This is a genomic window from Nocardia sp. NBC_01499, from assembly GCF_045040275.1.
Taxonomy (GTDB): domain Bacteria; phylum Actinomycetota; class Actinomycetes; order Mycobacteriales; family Mycobacteriaceae; genus Nocardia.
The window spans coordinates 167,895-184,692 of sequence record NZ_CP109426.1 but is presented as its reverse complement, the minus strand read 5'-3'; the positions used below and the strand labels follow the sequence as shown (position 1 = coordinate 184,692).

The 16,798-nt window shown below is 65.8% G+C and carries 16 protein-coding genes; 9 read left to right on the top strand and 7 right to left on the bottom strand.

The window, feature by feature from the left end; translation table 11 throughout:
• The first annotated feature begins 36 nt into the window (after positions 1 to 36).
• From OG203_RS00765 to OG203_RS00755, 3 genes are all read left to right on the top strand, one after another.
• Entirely contained in the window at positions 37 to 1,611 is a 1,575-nt protein-coding gene (locus OG203_RS00765; protein ID WP_405163689.1) for an LVIVD repeat-containing protein, read from the top strand.
• 2 nt (positions 1,612 to 1,613) lie between these two features.
• The gene (locus OG203_RS00760; RefSeq protein ID WP_405163688.1) at positions 1,614 to 2,270 is read left to right on the top strand and encodes a DUF305 domain-containing protein; all 657 of its coding nucleotides are present in this window, start codon (positions 1,614 to 1,616) and stop codon (positions 2,268 to 2,270) included.
• 240 nt (positions 2,271 to 2,510) lie between these two features.
• Positions 2,511 to 3,269 carry an SDR family NAD(P)-dependent oxidoreductase gene (locus tag OG203_RS00755; RefSeq protein ID WP_405163687.1) on the top strand — a complete coding sequence of 253 codons (759 nt, stop codon included), beginning with the start codon at positions 2,511 to 2,513 and terminating at the stop codon, positions 3,267 to 3,269.
• Between the two features lie 20 nt (positions 3,270 to 3,289).
• Here OG203_RS00755 and OG203_RS00750 read toward each other — a convergent pair whose 3' ends face one another.
• The 3 genes from OG203_RS00750 to OG203_RS00740 form a co-directional block, all read right to left on the bottom strand.
• Entirely contained in the window at positions 3,290 to 3,862 is a 573-nt protein-coding gene (locus OG203_RS00750; RefSeq protein ID WP_405163686.1) for a hypothetical protein, read from the bottom strand.
• Between the two features lie 326 nt (positions 3,863 to 4,188).
• Positions 4,189 to 5,016: an SAM-dependent methyltransferase gene (locus OG203_RS00745; RefSeq protein ID WP_405163685.1), complete on the bottom strand. Its 828-nt coding sequence runs from the start codon at positions 5,014 to 5,016 to the stop codon at positions 4,189 to 4,191.
• A gap of 62 nt (positions 5,017 to 5,078) precedes the next feature.
• Complete coding sequence (locus OG203_RS00740; protein WP_405163684.1) at positions 5,079 to 6,188, bottom strand: NADH:flavin oxidoreductase; 1,110 nt, start codon at positions 6,186 to 6,188, stop codon at positions 5,079 to 5,081.
• 246 nt (positions 6,189 to 6,434) lie between these two features.
• Between OG203_RS00740 and OG203_RS00735 the strand changes: the two genes are divergently transcribed.
• Together OG203_RS00735 and OG203_RS00730 are read left to right on the top strand one after the other, a co-directional pair.
• A complete protein-coding gene (locus OG203_RS00735) occupies positions 6,435 to 6,836 on the top strand; it encodes a MarR family winged helix-turn-helix transcriptional regulator (RefSeq protein ID WP_405163683.1) in 402 nt (133 codons plus the stop codon).
• Positions 6,837 to 7,003: 167 nt separating this feature from the next.
• Complete coding sequence (locus OG203_RS00730) at positions 7,004 to 9,010, top strand: GTP-binding protein (RefSeq protein ID WP_405163682.1); 2,007 nt, start codon at positions 7,004 to 7,006, stop codon at positions 9,008 to 9,010.
• Positions 9,011 to 9,097: 87 nt separating this feature from the next.
• Here the strand turns inward: OG203_RS00730 and OG203_RS00725 are convergent, their stop codons facing one another.
• Positions 9,098 to 9,571, bottom strand: coding sequence for a GNAT family N-acetyltransferase (locus OG203_RS00725; RefSeq protein ID WP_405163681.1), 474 nt, complete (start codon positions 9,569 to 9,571; stop codon positions 9,098 to 9,100).
• 213 nt (positions 9,572 to 9,784) lie between these two features.
• On the opposite strand from OG203_RS00725, the gene OG203_RS00720 reads away from it, so the two are divergent.
• Positions 9,785 to 10,588 carry a maleylpyruvate isomerase family mycothiol-dependent enzyme gene (locus OG203_RS00720; protein ID WP_405163680.1) on the top strand — a complete coding sequence of 268 codons (804 nt, stop codon included), beginning with the start codon at positions 9,785 to 9,787 and terminating at the stop codon, positions 10,586 to 10,588.
• Between the two features lie 63 nt (positions 10,589 to 10,651).
• The gene (locus OG203_RS00715; protein WP_405163679.1) at positions 10,652 to 11,737 is read left to right on the top strand and encodes a serine/threonine protein phosphatase; all 1,086 of its coding nucleotides are present in this window, start codon (positions 10,652 to 10,654) and stop codon (positions 11,735 to 11,737) included.
• On the opposite strand, the gene OG203_RS00710 is transcribed toward OG203_RS00715, so the two are convergent.
• Together OG203_RS00710 and OG203_RS00705 are read right to left on the bottom strand one after the other, a co-directional pair.
• On the bottom strand, positions 11,694 to 12,938 hold the full coding sequence (locus OG203_RS00710; protein WP_405163678.1) for a glycosyltransferase: 1,245 nt from the start codon (positions 12,936 to 12,938) through the stop codon (positions 11,694 to 11,696). The two genes, OG203_RS00715 and OG203_RS00710, sit on opposite strands and share 44 nt — an antisense overlap.
• A 22-nt stretch (positions 12,939 to 12,960) precedes the next feature.
• Positions 12,961 to 13,590, bottom strand: a complete 630-nt coding sequence (locus tag OG203_RS00705) for a TetR/AcrR family transcriptional regulator (RefSeq protein WP_405163677.1) — start codon at positions 13,588 to 13,590, stop codon at positions 12,961 to 12,963.
• A 135-nt stretch (positions 13,591 to 13,725) separates the two neighbouring features.
• On the opposite strand from OG203_RS00705, the gene OG203_RS00700 reads away from it, so the two are divergent.
• Positions 13,726 to 14,577, top strand: coding sequence for an alpha/beta fold hydrolase (locus OG203_RS00700; RefSeq protein WP_405163676.1), 852 nt, complete (start codon positions 13,726 to 13,728; stop codon positions 14,575 to 14,577).
• Complete coding sequence (locus tag OG203_RS00695) at positions 14,570 to 15,172, top strand: TetR/AcrR family transcriptional regulator (RefSeq protein ID WP_405163675.1); 603 nt, start codon at positions 14,570 to 14,572, stop codon at positions 15,170 to 15,172. Before OG203_RS00700 ends, OG203_RS00695 begins: the two co-directional genes overlap by 8 nt.
• 28 nt (positions 15,173 to 15,200) lie before the next feature.
• Here the strand turns inward: OG203_RS00695 and OG203_RS00690 are convergent, their stop codons facing one another.
• Complete coding sequence (locus tag OG203_RS00690; protein WP_405163674.1) at positions 15,201 to 16,733, bottom strand: protease pro-enzyme activation domain-containing protein; 1,533 nt, start codon at positions 16,731 to 16,733, stop codon at positions 15,201 to 15,203.
• Between the last annotated feature and the right edge of the window lie 65 nt (positions 16,734 to 16,798).

Below are 16,798 nucleotides of genomic sequence, written 5' to 3'. Positions count from 1 at the left end.
ACAGATCAACAATGATGAAGGTTGGGGACTTCGACGATGCGCTCACTGACGAGCTTGCGCCGTTTCAAACCGCTGGCCCTGGTCACGGTCGGCCTCGCCGCCGTGCTGATGCTGCCGAGCAGCGCATCGGCCGACCTGCAGTCCGATATCCAGAACGCGGTCCAGGAATTCCTGGACGTCGGCCGCACCTCGGTGCCGCGCGCCGACTGCGGACCTGGCTCGCTACCGGAGAACGGCATGCAGGGTGACGTCACCGCGGCCGACCGAGACAGCGGGCGCAGCACGCAGGGCTACCGCTGCAACATGTCGTTCGTCGGCGGGTTCGCCGGGCGCGGCGCTGGCATCACCTCGACCAGCTTCGAGCACTGCTCATACATGGGCTCCTTCTTCCCCGGCGACATGATCAGCGAGGGCCGCGGCGTCCAGGTGCTCGACGTGTCGGATCCGGCGAACCCGCGACCGACCACCACCCTCACCGAACCCGCGATGCTCGCGGGCACCTGGGAGAGCCTGAAGGTCAACACCGCACGCAAACTGCTGGTCGGCACCGGCGTCCCGGTCGGCACCGGCGTCGGCTACCTGTCGGTCTACGACATCTCCGACTGCGCGCACCCGCGACTGCTCAATCCCGGCCCCGGCACGAATATGCTGATGCCCCTGCCGATTACGACCCACGAGGGTGGCTTCTCCCCCGACGGCAACACCTACTGGGCCTCGGGGATCGCGCCAGGCTTCGTCAGCGCCGTCGACCTCACCGATCCGACCAACCCGCACGTCGTCTGGCAGGGCCTGACCGGCATCGAGGCGCACGGCTTCGGCATCAGCGCGGACGGCAATCGGATGTATCTGTCCGCACTCGGCGGTTTCACCGTGCTCGACATCAGCGCGGTGCAGCGGCGCGACCCGAACCCGCAGGTGCTGCACATCGGACGGGTCTTCTGGACCGACGGCTGGGCCACCCAGCACAGCATCCCGGTGACCTACGACGGCAAGCCCTATCTCTACACCGTCGACGAAGGTGGTTCCGGCGGTGTGAAACTCATCGATATCGCCGATGACACCAACCCGAAGGTCGCCGCGAAGATCAAGCTGGAAATCAACCTGCCGCAGAACATCGACAGCAATATCGGTTCGTCCATGGGTGGTTCGGCCTTCGCCTACGAATCGCATTACTGCTCGGCCGACCGCCGCGACAACCCGACAGCCCTCGCCTGCGGTTGGATCTCGTCCGGCATAAGGGTTTTCGATATACGCGACCCGCACAACATCCACGAGATCGCCTACTACAACCCGCCTGCCCGGACGGGTCAGAACCTGAGCCTGTGGAACTCGCCGCACGCCCTCGCGTCGATCATCGGCGTGCCGTTGATGAGCACGCCGTCCGCGATTCGCGCTGTGTTGGAAGGACAGTTCAATCCGTTGGACGCGCTCACTCCGCGCACCGGCAAGCTGGCCTTCGGTGACGTCTCCACCGACTGGTGCCTGTCCCCGCCGGAATGGCGTGGCTCGCAACTGTATGTCACCTGTTCGGACATCGGTTTCATGGTGCTGCAGCTCGACAATGACGTGTATTCGCCACCGGCGGACCAAGAGTCGATCGTCGGGTCGTAGCGATGCCACGCTGGCTGCGCGGTGCCGCGCTCGTCTCGCTCGCCTTCGCCCTGCTTGTCCTCGGCGCGGCGCTGCGTCCGCTGGTCCTGCCCGAAACCCACACGGCCGCACCGATTCTCAACGCGGTCGAGATCGGCTTCGTGCAGGACATGACCGCACACCATCAGCAGGCGCTGATGATGGTGCAACGCCTGGACCGCGCTGTCGATCCCGGAGTGGTGCGCCTGGCCGATCAGCTCGATGACACGCAACGGCTCGAGATCGGCACCATGCTCGGCTGGTTGCGCCTGGCCAACGCCTCTCCGGTGCCCGCGCATCCGATGGCCTGGATGCACACCGATGAGGCTGTGTCACACCAACATTCGGCGGCTCCGGTCGCGCAGATGGATCAGCACCCGGGTACCTTGATGCCCGGTATGGCGACGATGGCCGAACTCGACGCTTTGGCCGCCGCGCGCGGGCGCGACGCCGAAATCCTGTTCCTACAGTTGATGTATCGGCACCATCAAGGGGGGATCGCCATGGCGCAGGAGGCCGATCAGCTGCTGCCGTCGGGGCCGGTGAAGGAGACCGCGCGCTCGATGATCCACGCTCAGGGGCAGGAGGCGGGACTGATGGGTGTTCTACTCGCCCAACGCGGGGCCGCGCCGCTGCCCTGATCCTCGACCGGCGGCGTGCAGCCCGAAACCAGTCACGTCCTCGGATCCAGGACGGTGTCGGCCCACAACAGCCCTTCCTGCTCGGCGCGGATACCGGACTGAGGGCCCCTCGCGGTAGGCCTCATTCCAGGCCGCCTCGGACCAGGGCGTATCAACCTACCGGAATGTGGGGCTCCTGTGCCGTGTTGCGGACAACGAAGGTCGGCGTCCACGGTCGACCTACGGCAGGGAGGAACGGCATTGTCTGACAACACTTTCGCGGAGCAGCACATCCTCGTCACCGGCGGCGGGACCGGGATCGGGCGGGCCGCGGCGCTGGCGTTCGCGGAACAGGGCGCGGCCAGCGTCACCATCACCGGTCGGCGCAGCGAACCACTCGAGGAGGTCGCCGCGCTCCATCCGGCCGTGGTCCCGGTGGTCGCCGACGTCGCGACCGAGGCGGGCACCGACGCGATCGTCGCGGCCGTGCAGGCGCGCGGTGGCACGCTCGATGTGCTCGTCCACAACGCGGGCATCTTCGCCATCACACCGCTCGACGACCTCGACCCGGCGGACGTCCGCCGCCAATTCGAGGTCAACGTCTTCGGTCCGATCCTGTTGACCGCCAAGCTACTTCCGTTCCTGCGCTCCCCCGGCGGCAATATCGTCGTGGTCTCCAGCATCTCCGCCCGCCTCACGGCCCCGGAGCAATCGGTGTACGCGGCAAGCAAGGCCGCCGTCGACAGCTTCATCCGCAACGCCGCAGTAGAGCTGGGCCCCAAGGGAATTCGCGTCAATGGCGTAGCCCCCGGCAACGTCCAAACTCCCATCCTCATCACCAACGGCGTCTCTGCCGAAGAAGTCGACCGGTGGCGCACCGGCTACGCCGCCAAAGCGCCCGCGGGCCGCATCGGCCAGCCCGCCGACGTAGTCCCCTGGATCACCCGCCTAGCCGAACCAACGAGTTCCTGGGTCACCGGCGAAATCATCGTCGTCGACGGCGGCGTCCTGGCCGTTTGATGATCGGCCGCCTTGGCGGCTCAGGACTCTTCGGTAAACCGGTACCAATTTCCGTGGAACGTCGAATATCCGATGCCGGAGCTCGGCGTGCCGATATATGGCGGGGCGGCGTCGGGGAAGTAGGCGAATCCGCGTGACGAATTCGACTCTCCCCCTTCGGTATAGAACAGGCAGCCGCCGTCGCGGCGGGTGATGTAGGTGATGGTGTAGACGCCGAGACGGGTGCGGTGGCCGGGGTTGACGCAGTCGGCGGCTTGGTTTTGCAGGATGTTGCGGGAGACTTTCCAGCCGGTGGTTTCGGGAACGTGCCAGACGAGGGTGACGAAGACGCCGATCACGACGAGGGCGATCAGGCTGTAGAAGAAGGAGTGGTAGCGGAACAGTCCGAGTAGGCCGAAGAGCAGCGCGACGGCGCCGAGTACGCCGATGGCCACCCACAGGATGACCTGGATCGGGAAGGTGCCCTCGGCCGACAACTGCCAGAACAGGACTAGGCAGCACAGCACGATCAGGGCTGTCAGCAGCCCCATCCAGAGAACGAACCAACCAGGGGTGCGGCGCGTCGTGCCAGCGGTCTTCACGGTGCTCAACATACGGGGGACATACCCCGATCGAAGGCGAAAACCCCTAACCGACTGCGATCAGTTCGCTGGAAAGTGCTACACGCCCGGCGAATACGCGAACGCCCGGGCCTGCAGGCCGGGGCGTTCGCGGACTAACCGTTCATCGCGAAATTACAGCGGCGGAAACCCGGACGACCCGGTGGCCATCCAATTCCAGAACATCGCCGCACGATTGGCGAGCAACGCGACAACGTCGAGGACAACGCTTCCCATAAATCTTCCTCACATCCGACAATCTCCAGTGCAGCGCCCAGGGTAGTCGATCGGCATTCCGCCGACCTCGGCGCGGACGGCGATCACGGCTTGCGGGCAACGGCCGCGTAGCCGGGTATCTTCGCGTCCATCGACTTCGCCACTTCGTCCGGATCCTGCCAGGGGTGGATGGGCACCACTCCGGGTTCGACCGTGTTCCGCCATCGGTGGATGGGCACCACCCCGGGTTCGAGCAGTTCAAGCCCGTCGAAGAACTGGGTGATCTCGCTCTTGGCGCGGGGGTGGCAGTACAGTCCACGACCGCGATACACCTCGACCGTCGCCGCGACCCCTACCGGATCGAAGTCGCCGGTCAGATGCGTCATCACCAGATACGAGCCCGATGCCAGCGCATCCACCAGGGTCGCGGTGACCTCGTACGCCCCTGGGACGAAATTCAGCAAGGCGATCAGCGACAGCCCGATCGGCTCGGAGAAATCCAGGAAATTACGCGCGGACTCGAGGATCTCCTGCGGCCGGGTCGCATCGGCTTGGATGTATTCGGTGCGTCCTTCTGGTGTGCCGACCATGAGGGCGCGTGCGTGGGCGAGCACGATCGGATCGTTGTCCACGTAAACGACCCGCGCGTCCGGGGCCAGCTCTTGGGCGACTTGATGGAGGTTCGGCTCGGTCGGGATGCCCGTGCCGATGTCGAGGAACTGGCGGACACCCGCCTCGCCGGCGAGGTACCGCGTCGCACGGTGGATGAATGCCCGATTCGCCTGGGCGGCAACCCGGACATCGGGCAGCTTTTCCATCACCATCTCGGCGGCGTCCGCGTCGACCTGGTAGTGGTCCTTGCCGCCGAGGTAGTAGTCATACATCCGAGCGACGTGCGGCTCGTTCGCGTTGAGGTCGGAGCTCCGATCCATGATGGTCAACATACAAGACCGACAACGAGTTTCGAAGCCGAATACGACGCAGAACTACCGGGTCAGTTGAGGGACTTCAGCACCGCGCGGTCGTAGGCGATCGTCTCGTCGAGGCGGCCCTGTAGCGCCTTGTCGGCCCAGTCGGGATTGGCCAGCAGCGCCCGGCCGACGGCGACGAGGTCGAATTCGTCGCGTTCGAGGCGATCGAGCAACTGATCGATGCCCGCCACGTCGGCTTGCTTCTGCCAGCCGCCGGAGCCGACGAACTCTTGGTCAAGCCCGACCGAGCCGACGGTAACCGTGGCCTTGCCGGTGAGCTTCTTGACCCAGCCTGCGAGGTTGAGGTCGCTGCCGTCGAATTCGGGCAGCCAGTATCGGCGGGTGGAGGCGTGGAAGGCGTCGACTCCCGCGTCGACCAGCGGTGTCAGGATCTGCTCTAGCTCGCCCGCGCTCTCCGCGATCTTGGCCTGGTAGTTCTCCGACTTCCACTGGGAGAGCCGGAAGAAGAGGGGGAAACCGGGAGAGACCGCGGCACGCACGGCCTCGACGATCTCCACGGCGAACCGAGCCCGCGACGCGTGGTCGCCGCCGTAGCCGTCGGTGCGCTGGTTGGTGCCGCTCCACAGGAAGCTGTCGATCAGATAGCCGTGTGCGCCATGCAGTTCGGCGCCGTCGAAGCCGAGGCGCTCCGCTGCCGCCGCGGCCTCGGCGAACGCGGCGACCGTATCGTCGATGTCGCGCTGCGTCATGGCATTTCCGGTCGGGTCTCCGGTCAGCCCGACGCCGGACGGGCTTTCGGCGGGCGGCTCGGTCGTGGTGCGCGCCACTCCCGTGTGCCACAGCTGCGGAATGATCCGGCCGCCTGCGCGATGCACCTGCTCGGCCACGTGCGCCCAGCCCGCGAGGGACTGCTCACCGTAGAAGTGCGGCACGCCGTCGTAGGCGCTGGCCGCGGCCCGGTTGATATAGGTGCCCTCGGTGACGATGAGACCCACGTTGTTGGCTGCCCGGCGCGCGTAGTACTCGGCGACGTCGGGTCCCGGAACGCCGTTCGGCGACATGTTTCGGGTCATCGGCGCCATCGCGATCCGGTTCGACACGGTCAGGTCGCCAACGGTGAACGGCCGATCCAGCAACCGGCGGATTCGCGTGGTGTCTACTGCCGAGGTCATATCGTCTCCAAAGTCGGCGCCGAGCTGATGATCGGCTGCGGTAGGTGGAAGAACGGGCGCTCTAGCCTTTCGAATGGTTGAGAGACTCAAGCGACTCATCAAGTAGTACAGCCGCAAGTGCTTGATTCTGTCAAGCATTCCGTCGAGCGTTACGGGCGCGAGAATCTTGAGTTCGTCAAGTATTCGGCATACCTTTACACTGTGCCGCACTCCTCACCACCGGCCTCGCCGACCGCAGTCGACGTCATGGCGACCCTCACGGACTTCTGCCGCGTCTACCAGCAGGACTTTCTCGCCGCGGCGCAGGGCTTGGATCTGACCTTCACCCAAGCCAAACTCGTCGGCCTGCTCGCCGAGCCGCGAGCGATGCGTGAACTGGCCGAAGACTTGTCCTGTGACGCATCGAACATCACCTTGCTCATCGATCGACTCGAGCAACGCGGCCTGGTCGAGCGGCACACCGACCAGGCCGATCGCCGAGTCAAGAAGGTGGTCGCCACCGCCGAGGGCACCGCACTCGCCCAGCAGGTGCGCGAGCGGATGCACGGCGTCCGCGCGGCGCTGGAGTCCTTGAGTCCGGCACGTCGGCGCAGCTTGCAGAGCATCCTCGAGCAACTGCATTCCCATATGACAACCAGCCAAGAGTGACCCCCGAGCAAGCCCGCACGCACTGCGATAATGGTTTGCCAATTCCCGCTGTTGCTGTCACAGTCCCCGGTGAACGTCGATGCCGAACGGGAGTGTTGTGATGCGCCGATTCTTCGATCCGCCCCAGATCCTTTATCGGACGGTGACTTTCGAGGACTTCGGCATTCATGCACACCCATCGCATTCTCAACATCGGCATCCTTGCTCATGTCGACGCTGGTAAGACCAGCCTGACCGAGCGCCTGCTGTTCGACACCGGCACCATCGACACGCTCGGCAGCGTCGACGCGGGTACCACCCAGACCGACACCGGGCAGATCGAGCGGCAACGCGGCATCACGGTGCGCTCGACGGTCGTCTCCTTCACTCATCGCACAACCCAGGTCAATGTCATCGACACCCCCGGGCACACCGATTTCGTCGCCGAAGTCGACCGCGCATTGGACGTGCTCGATGCGGCGGTACTGGTGATATCGGCCGTGGCGGGAGTGCAGTCGCATACGCGGGCACTGATGCGGATCCTGCGCGCAGCCAAGCTGCCGACACTGATCTTCGTCAACAAGATCGACCGGCACAGTGCCCGCGCAGACAGCCTGGTCGCCGAGATTCGGCAGCAGCTGACTCCCCACGTCGTCGCCATGACGACCGTCCGGTCCCCCGGCAACCGGTCAGCGCAGGTGGTGGCGGAGTCCTTGGCGGACAACGCTTTTCGTGACCGTGTCGCCGAGCGGATCGCCGACGTCGACGACCACGTGCTGGCTCGCGTGGTGGACGGCCCGCCGCTGACCTCGGTCGAACTGGTCGGCGTACTGAGCGAGCAGATCGCCGACGCACGCATCTATCCGCTGTACTTCGGTTCCGCTCGCACCGGACACGGGATTGCGCCGCTGGTGGACGGGATCACCCAGCTACTGCCATCGTCGCGCGTGTCGTCCGAGCCTGCTCTCACCCCACGCGGGATCGTGTTCGCGCTCGAACGTTCAGCGGCGGGAACGAAGACCGCCTATCTGCGTCTTTTCGCCGGGACGGTGACCGTTCGTCAGCGGCTCGACCTGGAACACCGTGATCACGACGGAACGCTGCACCGCCACAGCGGGCGGATCACGTCCTGTGAGGTCGTCGGCCGCACCGGCGTGGACTCGCAACGGTTGACCGCAGGCGATATCGGCAGGATCACCGGATTGCCGCAGATCAGGGTCGGTGACCGGCTCGCCGGCGCCGATGGTCCGGATGTCACCGAGCGTCGTCGGCACTTCGCCATGCCCATCCTGCGCGCCGTGGTCCGACCTCGCTCCAGTTCGAACGCCCGCCTGCACGCGGCGTTGCGGCTCATGGCCGAGCACGATCCGCTCCTGCACATCCAGCGGGAGCCCGATGGCGCGTCGTCGATCCTGCTCTACGGTGAGATCCAGCGGCAGATCATCGCCGCCACGCTCGCCCGAGACTTCGGCATCGACGCCGATTTCCAAGCCGGCCAACCCCTTTGCATCGAACGCGTGACCGGAGTCGGCCACGCTGTCGAGGAAATGGGGCATCGCGCACCGAGCCCAAGCGGGTTCTGGGCCACCGTCGGCCTGCGCGTCGAACCCGCCCCAGCTCGCGCGGGCGTCAGCTTCCGACGCGAAACCCGGCTCGGCGCACTACCGCGTGCTTTCCACCGCGCCATCGAGGAATCCGTCCACACCCGACTCCGACACGGGCCCGCAGGCCGGACGATCACCGATTGCCTCGTCACCCTCACCCACACCGGATTCGCCGGACCCGTCACCACCACCGCCGACTTCCGCGGCCTGACCCCGATCGTTCTCGACCACGCCATACGCATCGCCCGAACACAACTACTCGAGCCCTACCACAGGTTCGAAATCGACATCCCCGCAGACACATTCACCCCCGTCACCGCGTATCTGGCCACGCTCGCCACCGACATCGACAACACAACGACGAGCGCACACACCTGGCAGATCCGGGGAGCGATACCAGCACGTCACGTCGGCACCGCACAGCAGCAGCTCGTCGGACTGACGCACGGTGACGGGATCTGGTGGTCCGAGCCCGCGGACTACCGGCCGACCACCAACCCGGCCCCGTACTCCGGCGGCAACGAAACCCACACCGCAACAGCAGAAATCCGCCATTTCCAGAGAGCGATGCCCAACCACGACAACGGGTGAGGATCCGTACGTGGTCTGTCGTGCCATGCCGGGACGACAGACCACGGGCAACGACCGAAGTGCTTGGCACAAAACGCCTTACACTGATCAGCGTGCGTTCACGCGGCGACTGCCGGTGTCGGGCCGGTACGTGTAGTGGATGAGTCCCTTTTGGAACTTGCCCACGTTGTCGTATAGGGCGCGGGCCGGGGCGTCTTCCAGGGTGTTCCAGTAGAGGCCTGGGAAGCCGTGCTTTGTGGCGTCTTGCGCCACCCACTCGATCACTGCCGTCGCCACACCCCGGCGCCGGGCTTCGGCCGCTACGAACAAGTCCGCCAAATAGCATTTCCCTGAGTACCAGATGCTGACGTGGAACAGGTAGTGCGCGATAGCGACCATCTCGCCGTCAAGCCGGGCGGCGATCCCGCGTATCTGCTCGTCGTCGAGCAGCCGTCGCCATGCACGTTCGTAGTCGTCGTCGCTTCGTTCGACAGCGAAGTAGATGTCCTTACCGCGGGCCAGCACTTCCCAACTGGCACGGTCGGATTCAGTCAGGAGGCTGATTTCTAGCACGGTGGCCATCCTGCCTTACGGATGAGCCAGCGGTGGAACGGATTTGAGAGAGCTGGTCACCCGCACCGCTCGAAACCCCCACCGCACAATGGAAGCACCCGCCATGACTCGCGACAACGGTGACGCAGGCCTTCGCCGATGACGAGTTGGCGCGTCACCGATGAGTTCGACCGACACGGCCAGTCATATCCTGCACAACGAACCTACGGAGAGGGCAATCCCATGACCGAGCTGAACACAGAACGCGCCCGGCGAGCGATCGTCGAACACACCCGACGCCTGGCGGAATCAGCCGCCGCAGCCGGACCTGACGCCGCCGTGCCGACCGCCCCGAAGTGGACCATCACCGACCTGGTCGAGCACGTGGGCCAGACCCAGCACTGGGTCGCGGAGATCATCGAACGGCGCATCACCGACCCCACACAGCTGCCCATGGAGATGGTCAAACTCCCTGGCGATCCCCGTGATTGGCAGACGTGGCTGTCGGAGTCCGCGCAGCGGGTCGCGAACGCGTGCTCCGACGACGCGCTCGACGCGCCGGTGTTCAATCCCGCCGGGGACGAGCGGTCCGGGACGCGATTCTGGATTGCCAGCCTCCTCAACGAGACGGTCGTCCACGGCTTCGACGCCGCCAACGCGGCCAACCGACCGACCGATATCGACGCCGACATCGCGGCCGCGCTCATCAGTAACCACTTCGCGATGCTCACCTCCCCCACGTGGGAGATGCAGCGGTCCGAGTCCGCCAACGCCATCCGCGGCACCGGGCAGACCCTGCGGTGGCTGGCCACCGACCTCGCCGACGACGCGGGCGCGTGGTTCATCGAACGGCGGCCTGACGCGCCGACGTGGCAGCGCGGCACCCAGCCCGCCGACGTAACGGTGAGCGGCCCGGCACAATCGCTTCTGCTGACCTTGACCCGACGACTCCCGCTCACCGACCGCGAAGCCACCGGCATCACCGTCGATGGCGACACCGACCTCGCCCAACACTGGATCGACAACACCGCCCACGTCAGCGGCTGACCGGGATCGTCGGCAGCGGACGGACGCCGGTATTCACCCACCGGTCGGTGGCAGAATCGTGCGATGACAGCTGCGAGGAGCGACCGCCATCGGAGACTTTCGGCTTTCCTGGCCTCCCACAGCGACATTCAGCTTGCCGACCTCATCGACACGGGTCTGTCCAACAGCGTGGGAGTTGGCGGCGGCTCGGCAGTCGTCGAGGCCGACGGGGTCGCGGTGTTCGCCAAGAGCATCCCGCTGACCGATCGAGAGCTCGCCAACCAGGGCTCCACCGCGAACCTGTTCGACCTACCGTTGTTCTGCCAGTACGGCATTGGTGGCCCGAGCTTCAACGCATGGCGTGAGCTGGCCGCGAACATCGTCGTCACCGACGGCGTTCTGGCCGGCGAGACACAGTCGTTCCCGATGCTCTACCACTCGCGGATACTGCCAGGCCGGTCCCCGATCGCCGCCGACCACGCCGACATCGAAACGGTGGTTGCCGCCCAGGGCGGCTACCCCGCCGTGCGTGCCCGTCTCGAAGCGCTGGCCGTCGCACCTTTCAGCCTCGTGCTGTTCTGCGAATACATCCCGCACCCGATGCAGGATTGGCTGCGCGAAAACCCGGCCGGTAAAGCCGCCACAGTCGAACAACAACTTTCGGAGATCGTGACGTTCCTCGACGATCGGGAGCTGCTGCACATGGACGGACACTTCGCCAACGTCCGCAGCGACGGGGAGCGGATCTATCTCGTCGACTTCGGGCTGGCCACCTCGCCGCATTTCGACCTGTCGGCCGCCGAGCGCGACTTCACCGAACGCCACGCCACCCATGACGCCGACTACACCGCCATGCGGCTGGTCAACTGGCTGGTGACCGATGTTTGCGGGGTACCGACCCCGGCCAGCGGCGGCCCAATTGCCCGCAACGAGTACGTACTTCGGTGCGCCGCTGGTCACATCCCCGACGAGGTGTCGCCAGTTGTGGCCGCGATCCTGACCCGACACGCACCAGCGGCCGCGAGGATGAACGCCTTCTACTGGAAATTGTTCGGCGGCGACGTCCACGCGGAGTACCCCGTAGCCGGGACCGGGGTCGCGGGCGCGGACCGGTCAAGTGTGAGGATTAGCGCGGCTTCGGTCTATCGACGAGTTTCTCGACCGCGGTGACGACCGCTGCGGCACCGTCCTCTTCGGCGATCCGCGCGGCGAGTTGTTGCGCGTGTGTGCGGTGGCTTGGCTCGGTCAGCGCGGTATCGATAGCGCGGGCGAGTCGTTCGGCGGTGAGTTTCGGTCGTGGCAGCGTTGCCGAACTGACTCCGAGTTCGTGTAGCCGTCTCGCCCAGAACGGTTGGTCGCCGCCTGGCGACGGGATGGCGACGGCGGGCAATCCGGCGCGCAGGCCTGCGGCCATGGTGCCCGCTCCGCAGGAGTGCGCTACTGCCGCAACCTTGCTGAACAACCAGTCGTGCGGGACAGAGCCGATGGTGATGATGCTGTCGTCGACCACGTCGAGACTTGCCCCGCCAGCCTGAACCACTCCGCGCACTCCCACGGTGCGCAGGGCCTGTCGCACGATTTCCGATACCCGCGTCGCCTCACCCTTGGCGAGCATGAGACTGCCAAGGCCGAGAAATACTGGTGCAGAACCGGATTCGAGGAATGCAGCGAGTTCGATCGGCGGTTCCCATCCGATTGGCCGCCGCGGCCACCAGTAGCCGGTGACCTCGAGGCCTGGTCGCCAGTCGCCGGGGCGTGCCACGACATTGGGCGAGAAACCGTGCAGGACGGGCCATTCGGGGTGCGTGCGCTGGCGCCGCAGTGCGCGCTGCGACCGCCTCGGCACACCCAATCGGTCGCGAAACCCCGCGATGGTTTTGCCATAGATTCGATCGAACATCGCCGTGGCGAAGTGTCCGGCATTGCGATTGATGATCGGGCCCGCCGACCAGGCGCCCAGTAATGACGGCGGGAAGGCAGCGGTCGTCGAGAGGGGTTGCAGGCGCACACCGATACTGGGGATGTCGCGTGCTTCGGCGAGCGGATGCCCGGCGAGTTCGGCGAACGGCGACAGCAGCAGCAGCAGCAGCACATCGGCGAGTGCGGCGAGCACATTCCCGCCGAGCTTGCGCATGCCCTCGGGAGACACCATTTCCATGGCGGCTTTGCGGGGCTTGTCCGGGTCCATGTCATGGTCGAGTTCGAAGTCGACTGGTCTGGCTTGAAGTCCGCAGGCTGTTATCTCGTCGACGAGGTCCGGGGTCGCGGTCATGACCACGTCGTGTCCTGCCTCGCGGAGGCGGACCCCGAAGTCGGTCAACGGAACCAGGTCCCCGCGCGACCCGAACGCCGCTATCACCACGTGTGCCATGGTCACTCCCCTGTTGTGCGCGTTATCTGTTCTCGGCGGCGAGAAGGAAAGCGGTGACGAGCTCCTCGCCATAGGCGCGGACGTCGAAGTCCGGGTCGGTGGTCGATTTCAGTAGCGCGCCGCCGATTGCGCTACGCACCGCCAACGCCATGGAAACCGTTGACAATGAACGGAACTCACCCGAATCGACGCCGCGTTCGAAGATCGTTTCCAGTTCCAGTTTCGCCAGGTCGGTCAGCTGCTCGGGGGCCAGCTCCACACTCAGTTCGTGCAGGCGTCGCCCATCGCGGCTGCGGTAATTCGAGGCGATCTCGGTCAACGCGATTTGGTGCGAGCGATGGGTGGTGATGTGTTCGGCATGAGCTCGAATGTGGGCCGTGAGTTTTCCGGCCGCGGTCGTTTCGCACGCAACGACGGGCAGCATGATCTCGATGACGGATCGGTAGCACTCGGCAACGATCGCGGCGACGAGTTCGTCCTTGTTCCCGAAGTGATACAGCACCACGCTCATCGCGACACCGACCCGGTCGGCGATCTTACGGACCGACGCCTGGTTATAGCCGAGTTCCGCGATCGCCTCGATTGCGCTGTCGACAATCTGGGAGCGGCGCGCCACCTCGGTGAACGTGGCCTCGCCCTCTCTAGATCGCATGATCTAACTATAGATCGCATGATCTAGGAGCATCGTGCAATCGGCAGAAGCGGCCCCGGCCAGGGGTTGACGCCCGCGGCTAATGCGATTAGCTTTGGTGGCTAATGCAGTTAGCTTTTCTCGGAGGGTAAGACCATGACGCAGTATGTGGACATCGACGGCGGGCGGATCGCGTACGACGAGATCGGCACCGGCCCGCTGGTGGTGTTGTCACACGGGATGGGCCTGGACCGGCATGCCTATCGGCAGCTGATCCCGCTGCTGATCGGCGCCGGATACCGGGTGGTCAACACCGATATGCGCGGCCACGGCGAGTCGAGCATGAACTGGACCTCGGTCACCGGCAAGGAGGCCATCAGCCGGACCGACGTGGCCCAGGATCTGCTCGCGGTCATCGAGAAGCTGGGCGGTGGGCCTGCGGTCATCGTCGGGAACTCGCTCTCGGGCGGATCGGCCACCATCGCTGCCGCGCGGCGGCCGGACCTGGTGCGGGCGATCGTGGAGATCAACCCGTTCACGCTGACCCAGAAGACCGATATCGCAGCGCTGCTCACCAACTCGCGCCACCGGCGCGGCATGGTGCCACTGATGGGCACGATGATCTTCAAGAGCGTCGGCCAGTGGCTGAAGTACCTGAGCGTGGCCATTCCGGTCAGGCCCGCCGACTACGACGAGTACCTGGCCGCGGTCGCGACGAAGTTGCGCGAGCCGGGTCGGATGGCCGAGTTCATGAAGACCGGTAAAACGACGCCCGCGGACGCGGAAGCTCAGGTGCCCAATGTAACTCAGCCCACGCTGATCATCATGGGCGCTGCCGACCCCGACTTCCCGAGCCCGCAGGCCGAAGGCGAACGCATCGTCGCCGCACTGCCGGCCGGGTTGGGCAGCCTCGCCGTGATCGACGGCAGCGGACACTACCCGCAATTCGACGCCGCCGAGCGGACCGCCGAGGTGATCCTGCCATTCCTGAAGGAACACCATGCCTAGGGTTGGCCTGAGCAAAGCCGACGTCGTCGCCGCGGGCGCGACCCTCGCAGACGACGTCGGTTTCGCCAACCTCGCGCTCGGCACGCTGGCACAGCGACTTGGTGTGCGCACCCCCTCGCTGTACAAGCACATCGACAGCCTCGCCGACCTGCGGCACGGCATCGCCGCCCTGGCCATCACCGAACTCGACCAGCGGGTCCGCGACGCCATGCACGGTCGCTCCGGAACCGAGGCGCTTGCCGCGTTCGCCGACGCCTTCCGCGACTACATCGTCGCGCATCCCGGCCGCTACGCCGCCACCATCGGCGAGGCCTACACCGGACCGGAAGATCCCATGCTGCACGCGGGTTCACGGATACTCCAGTCCCTGGAAGCAGTCCTGCACGGCTACGGCGTCGACGAGGCCGACATGGTGCACGCGATGCGCTCGCTACGCGGCGCCCTGCACGGATTCGCCACCCTGCAAACGTCCAATGGCTTCCAGTGGAGCGAAGATTCCGACAACAGTTTCGACTGGATGATCCGGTTCATCGACCACGGGCTCACCCAAATCGGCTCGCGCCGAACCGATCTCCACGGACAGATCGCCGACTGATCCGTGCTTGCTGGCCGCTCGGTGCGCGCTATTCGCCCAGCACCCTCAGCAGCTCGGTACCCACCGGAACGCCGAGTCCGCTGCATGCGTCCCAGCCGGGGCCTGCCGAATAGGAGCCGTTGCTGCCTTTGGTGATGTCGCGGAAGCCCGGCGCGGCTCGGCCTTGGGTCGCCCCCTTGTAGATCGCCGTTTGTAGCAGGCCCTGCTTGCGGCCGAGATCCTGGGCGAACCGGCACACCAAACCGGCCCACAGCGGGGCGGACGCGCTGGTCCCACCGACGACTTGGGTGGCGCCGTTCACGTAGATCCGGTAGCCGGTCTGCGGATCGGCATCGGCGGCGACATCCGGTACACCACGCCCGGAGCCCGGCACGCCGACGTTGCTCTGCCAGGATGGCACGGGATAGATGGTGCTGACGCCACCACCGGTAGCTGAGCTCGGTCCGTCGTTCCAGACGGTCTCCGACTTCACGCCACCGCTCGAGTCGAGTTGTAGCGTGGTGCCGCCGACGCCGAGCACATAGGGACTCGAGGCCGGATAGTCGACGTGATCGGCACCGTCGTCGGCACCGTCGCCGCTGCCGCCGTCGCCCGCCGCGACGGACACGGTGACGCCGAGTGCGTTGCCGTCACTGAAGGCGGCGTCCATTGCCTGACGGCCCTGTGTGGACCACGATTGCTCGGGGCCGCCCCAGCTGATGCTCACCACGGTCGGCGTGGGAGTGGCATGTACCGCCTGGCTTATCGCGTCGATGAAACCCTGTTCGCTGTTGGGCGCGAAATAGACCAGCTGAGTTGCCCGGTTCGCCATGGCGCCCAGAACCTCGATATCCAGGGTGGTCTCGATGGTGGCACCGTCGGTTCCCGGGCTGTTCGCGGCACCATCCACGCTCACCGCGGTGACGCTCGGCGCGTCGAGGCCGGCGCTGGTGAAAAAGGCGCTCAGGTCGTCGGTGGAGAAGCCGCCGCCGAATTCGAGGATGGCTGCCGTCTGGCCGGAGCCGTCCCCGGTGGGGAAGCTGTATACCGTCGCCAATTGCGTTGGCACGTAAGACGCCGCCGGACTGACGGCAGTCTGCACATGCGGTCGGGCCACTGGTCGGGTGTCCATGCCGAGTACAGCGACGACGACACCGTCCAGCACGGCGGGCAGACGCAGGTCTCCGATACGAACGCGGAAATCGATGGCGTTTCCGGTCACCGGATCGGTGCCGCGAACCGTACGCAGTTCGGTGTCGAACAGCTGCTGTGCCACCGAGGTCGCGGCCACCGCCTGCACGCGGCGCGACGGGATGTCCTGGTCGACGATGCGCGCACCCGCGGCCGTGAGTGTCGAAGCGACCAGCGTCATGTCGGCGGGATCGGCCCCGTACTGCGCGGCGAACTCGGCCGAGGCCACCGTCTCCGGACCAGAGATCAACCGGTCGGGCAAAGGCTCTCGACGCCGCAGCACGAGGGTGAATCCGATCGTCTCGTCCGGGGCCACCGGACCGAGGTCGGTGACACCGGCGATCGAGGGAAGCGAGCTTCCGGGTAACAGCACATCAGTGGAATCTGTCATGATTTCTTTCTTTCCAAAAGATTCCGGGATCCTGACAGAACCGGTTGTCCTGCAACAGGATCCAC

Excerpts from the sequence above, each read along its gene's own strand:
- OG203_RS00765 (WP_405163689.1), top strand. The coding sequence starts at position 37 with ATGCGCTCACTGACGAGCTTGCGCCGTTTCAAACCGCTGGCCCTGGTC.
- OG203_RS00760 (WP_405163688.1), top strand. The coding sequence starts at position 1,614 with ATGCCACGCTGGCTGCGCGGTGCCGCGCTCGTCTCGCTCGCCTTCGCC.
- OG203_RS00750 (WP_405163686.1), bottom strand. The coding sequence starts at position 3,862 with ATGTTGAGCACCGTGAAGACCGCTGGCACGACGCGCCGCACCCCTGGT.
- OG203_RS00745 (WP_405163685.1), bottom strand. The coding sequence starts at position 5,016 with ATGGATCGGAGCTCCGACCTCAACGCGAACGAGCCGCACGTCGCTCGG.
- OG203_RS00740 (WP_405163684.1), bottom strand. The coding sequence starts at position 6,188 with ATGACCTCGGCAGTAGACACCACGCGAATCCGCCGGTTGCTGGATCGG.
- OG203_RS00735 (WP_405163683.1), top strand. The coding sequence starts at position 6,435 with ATGGCGACCCTCACGGACTTCTGCCGCGTCTACCAGCAGGACTTTCTC.
- OG203_RS00730 (WP_405163682.1), top strand. The coding sequence starts at position 7,004 with ATGCACACCCATCGCATTCTCAACATCGGCATCCTTGCTCATGTCGAC.
- OG203_RS00725 (WP_405163681.1), bottom strand. The coding sequence starts at position 9,571 with ATGGCCACCGTGCTAGAAATCAGCCTCCTGACTGAATCCGACCGTGCC.
- OG203_RS00720 (WP_405163680.1), top strand. The coding sequence starts at position 9,785 with ATGACCGAGCTGAACACAGAACGCGCCCGGCGAGCGATCGTCGAACAC.
- OG203_RS00715 (WP_405163679.1), top strand. The coding sequence starts at position 10,652 with ATGACAGCTGCGAGGAGCGACCGCCATCGGAGACTTTCGGCTTTCCTG.
- OG203_RS00710 (WP_405163678.1), bottom strand. The coding sequence starts at position 12,938 with ATGGCACACGTGGTGATAGCGGCGTTCGGGTCGCGCGGGGACCTGGTT.
- OG203_RS00705 (WP_405163677.1), bottom strand. The coding sequence starts at position 13,590 with ATGCGATCTAGAGAGGGCGAGGCCACGTTCACCGAGGTGGCGCGCCGC.
- OG203_RS00700 (WP_405163676.1), top strand. The coding sequence starts at position 13,726 with ATGACGCAGTATGTGGACATCGACGGCGGGCGGATCGCGTACGACGAG.
- OG203_RS00695 (WP_405163675.1), top strand. The coding sequence starts at position 14,570 with ATGCCTAGGGTTGGCCTGAGCAAAGCCGACGTCGTCGCCGCGGGCGCG.
- OG203_RS00690 (WP_405163674.1), bottom strand. The coding sequence starts at position 16,733 with ATGACAGATTCCACTGATGTGCTGTTACCCGGAAGCTCGCTTCCCTCG.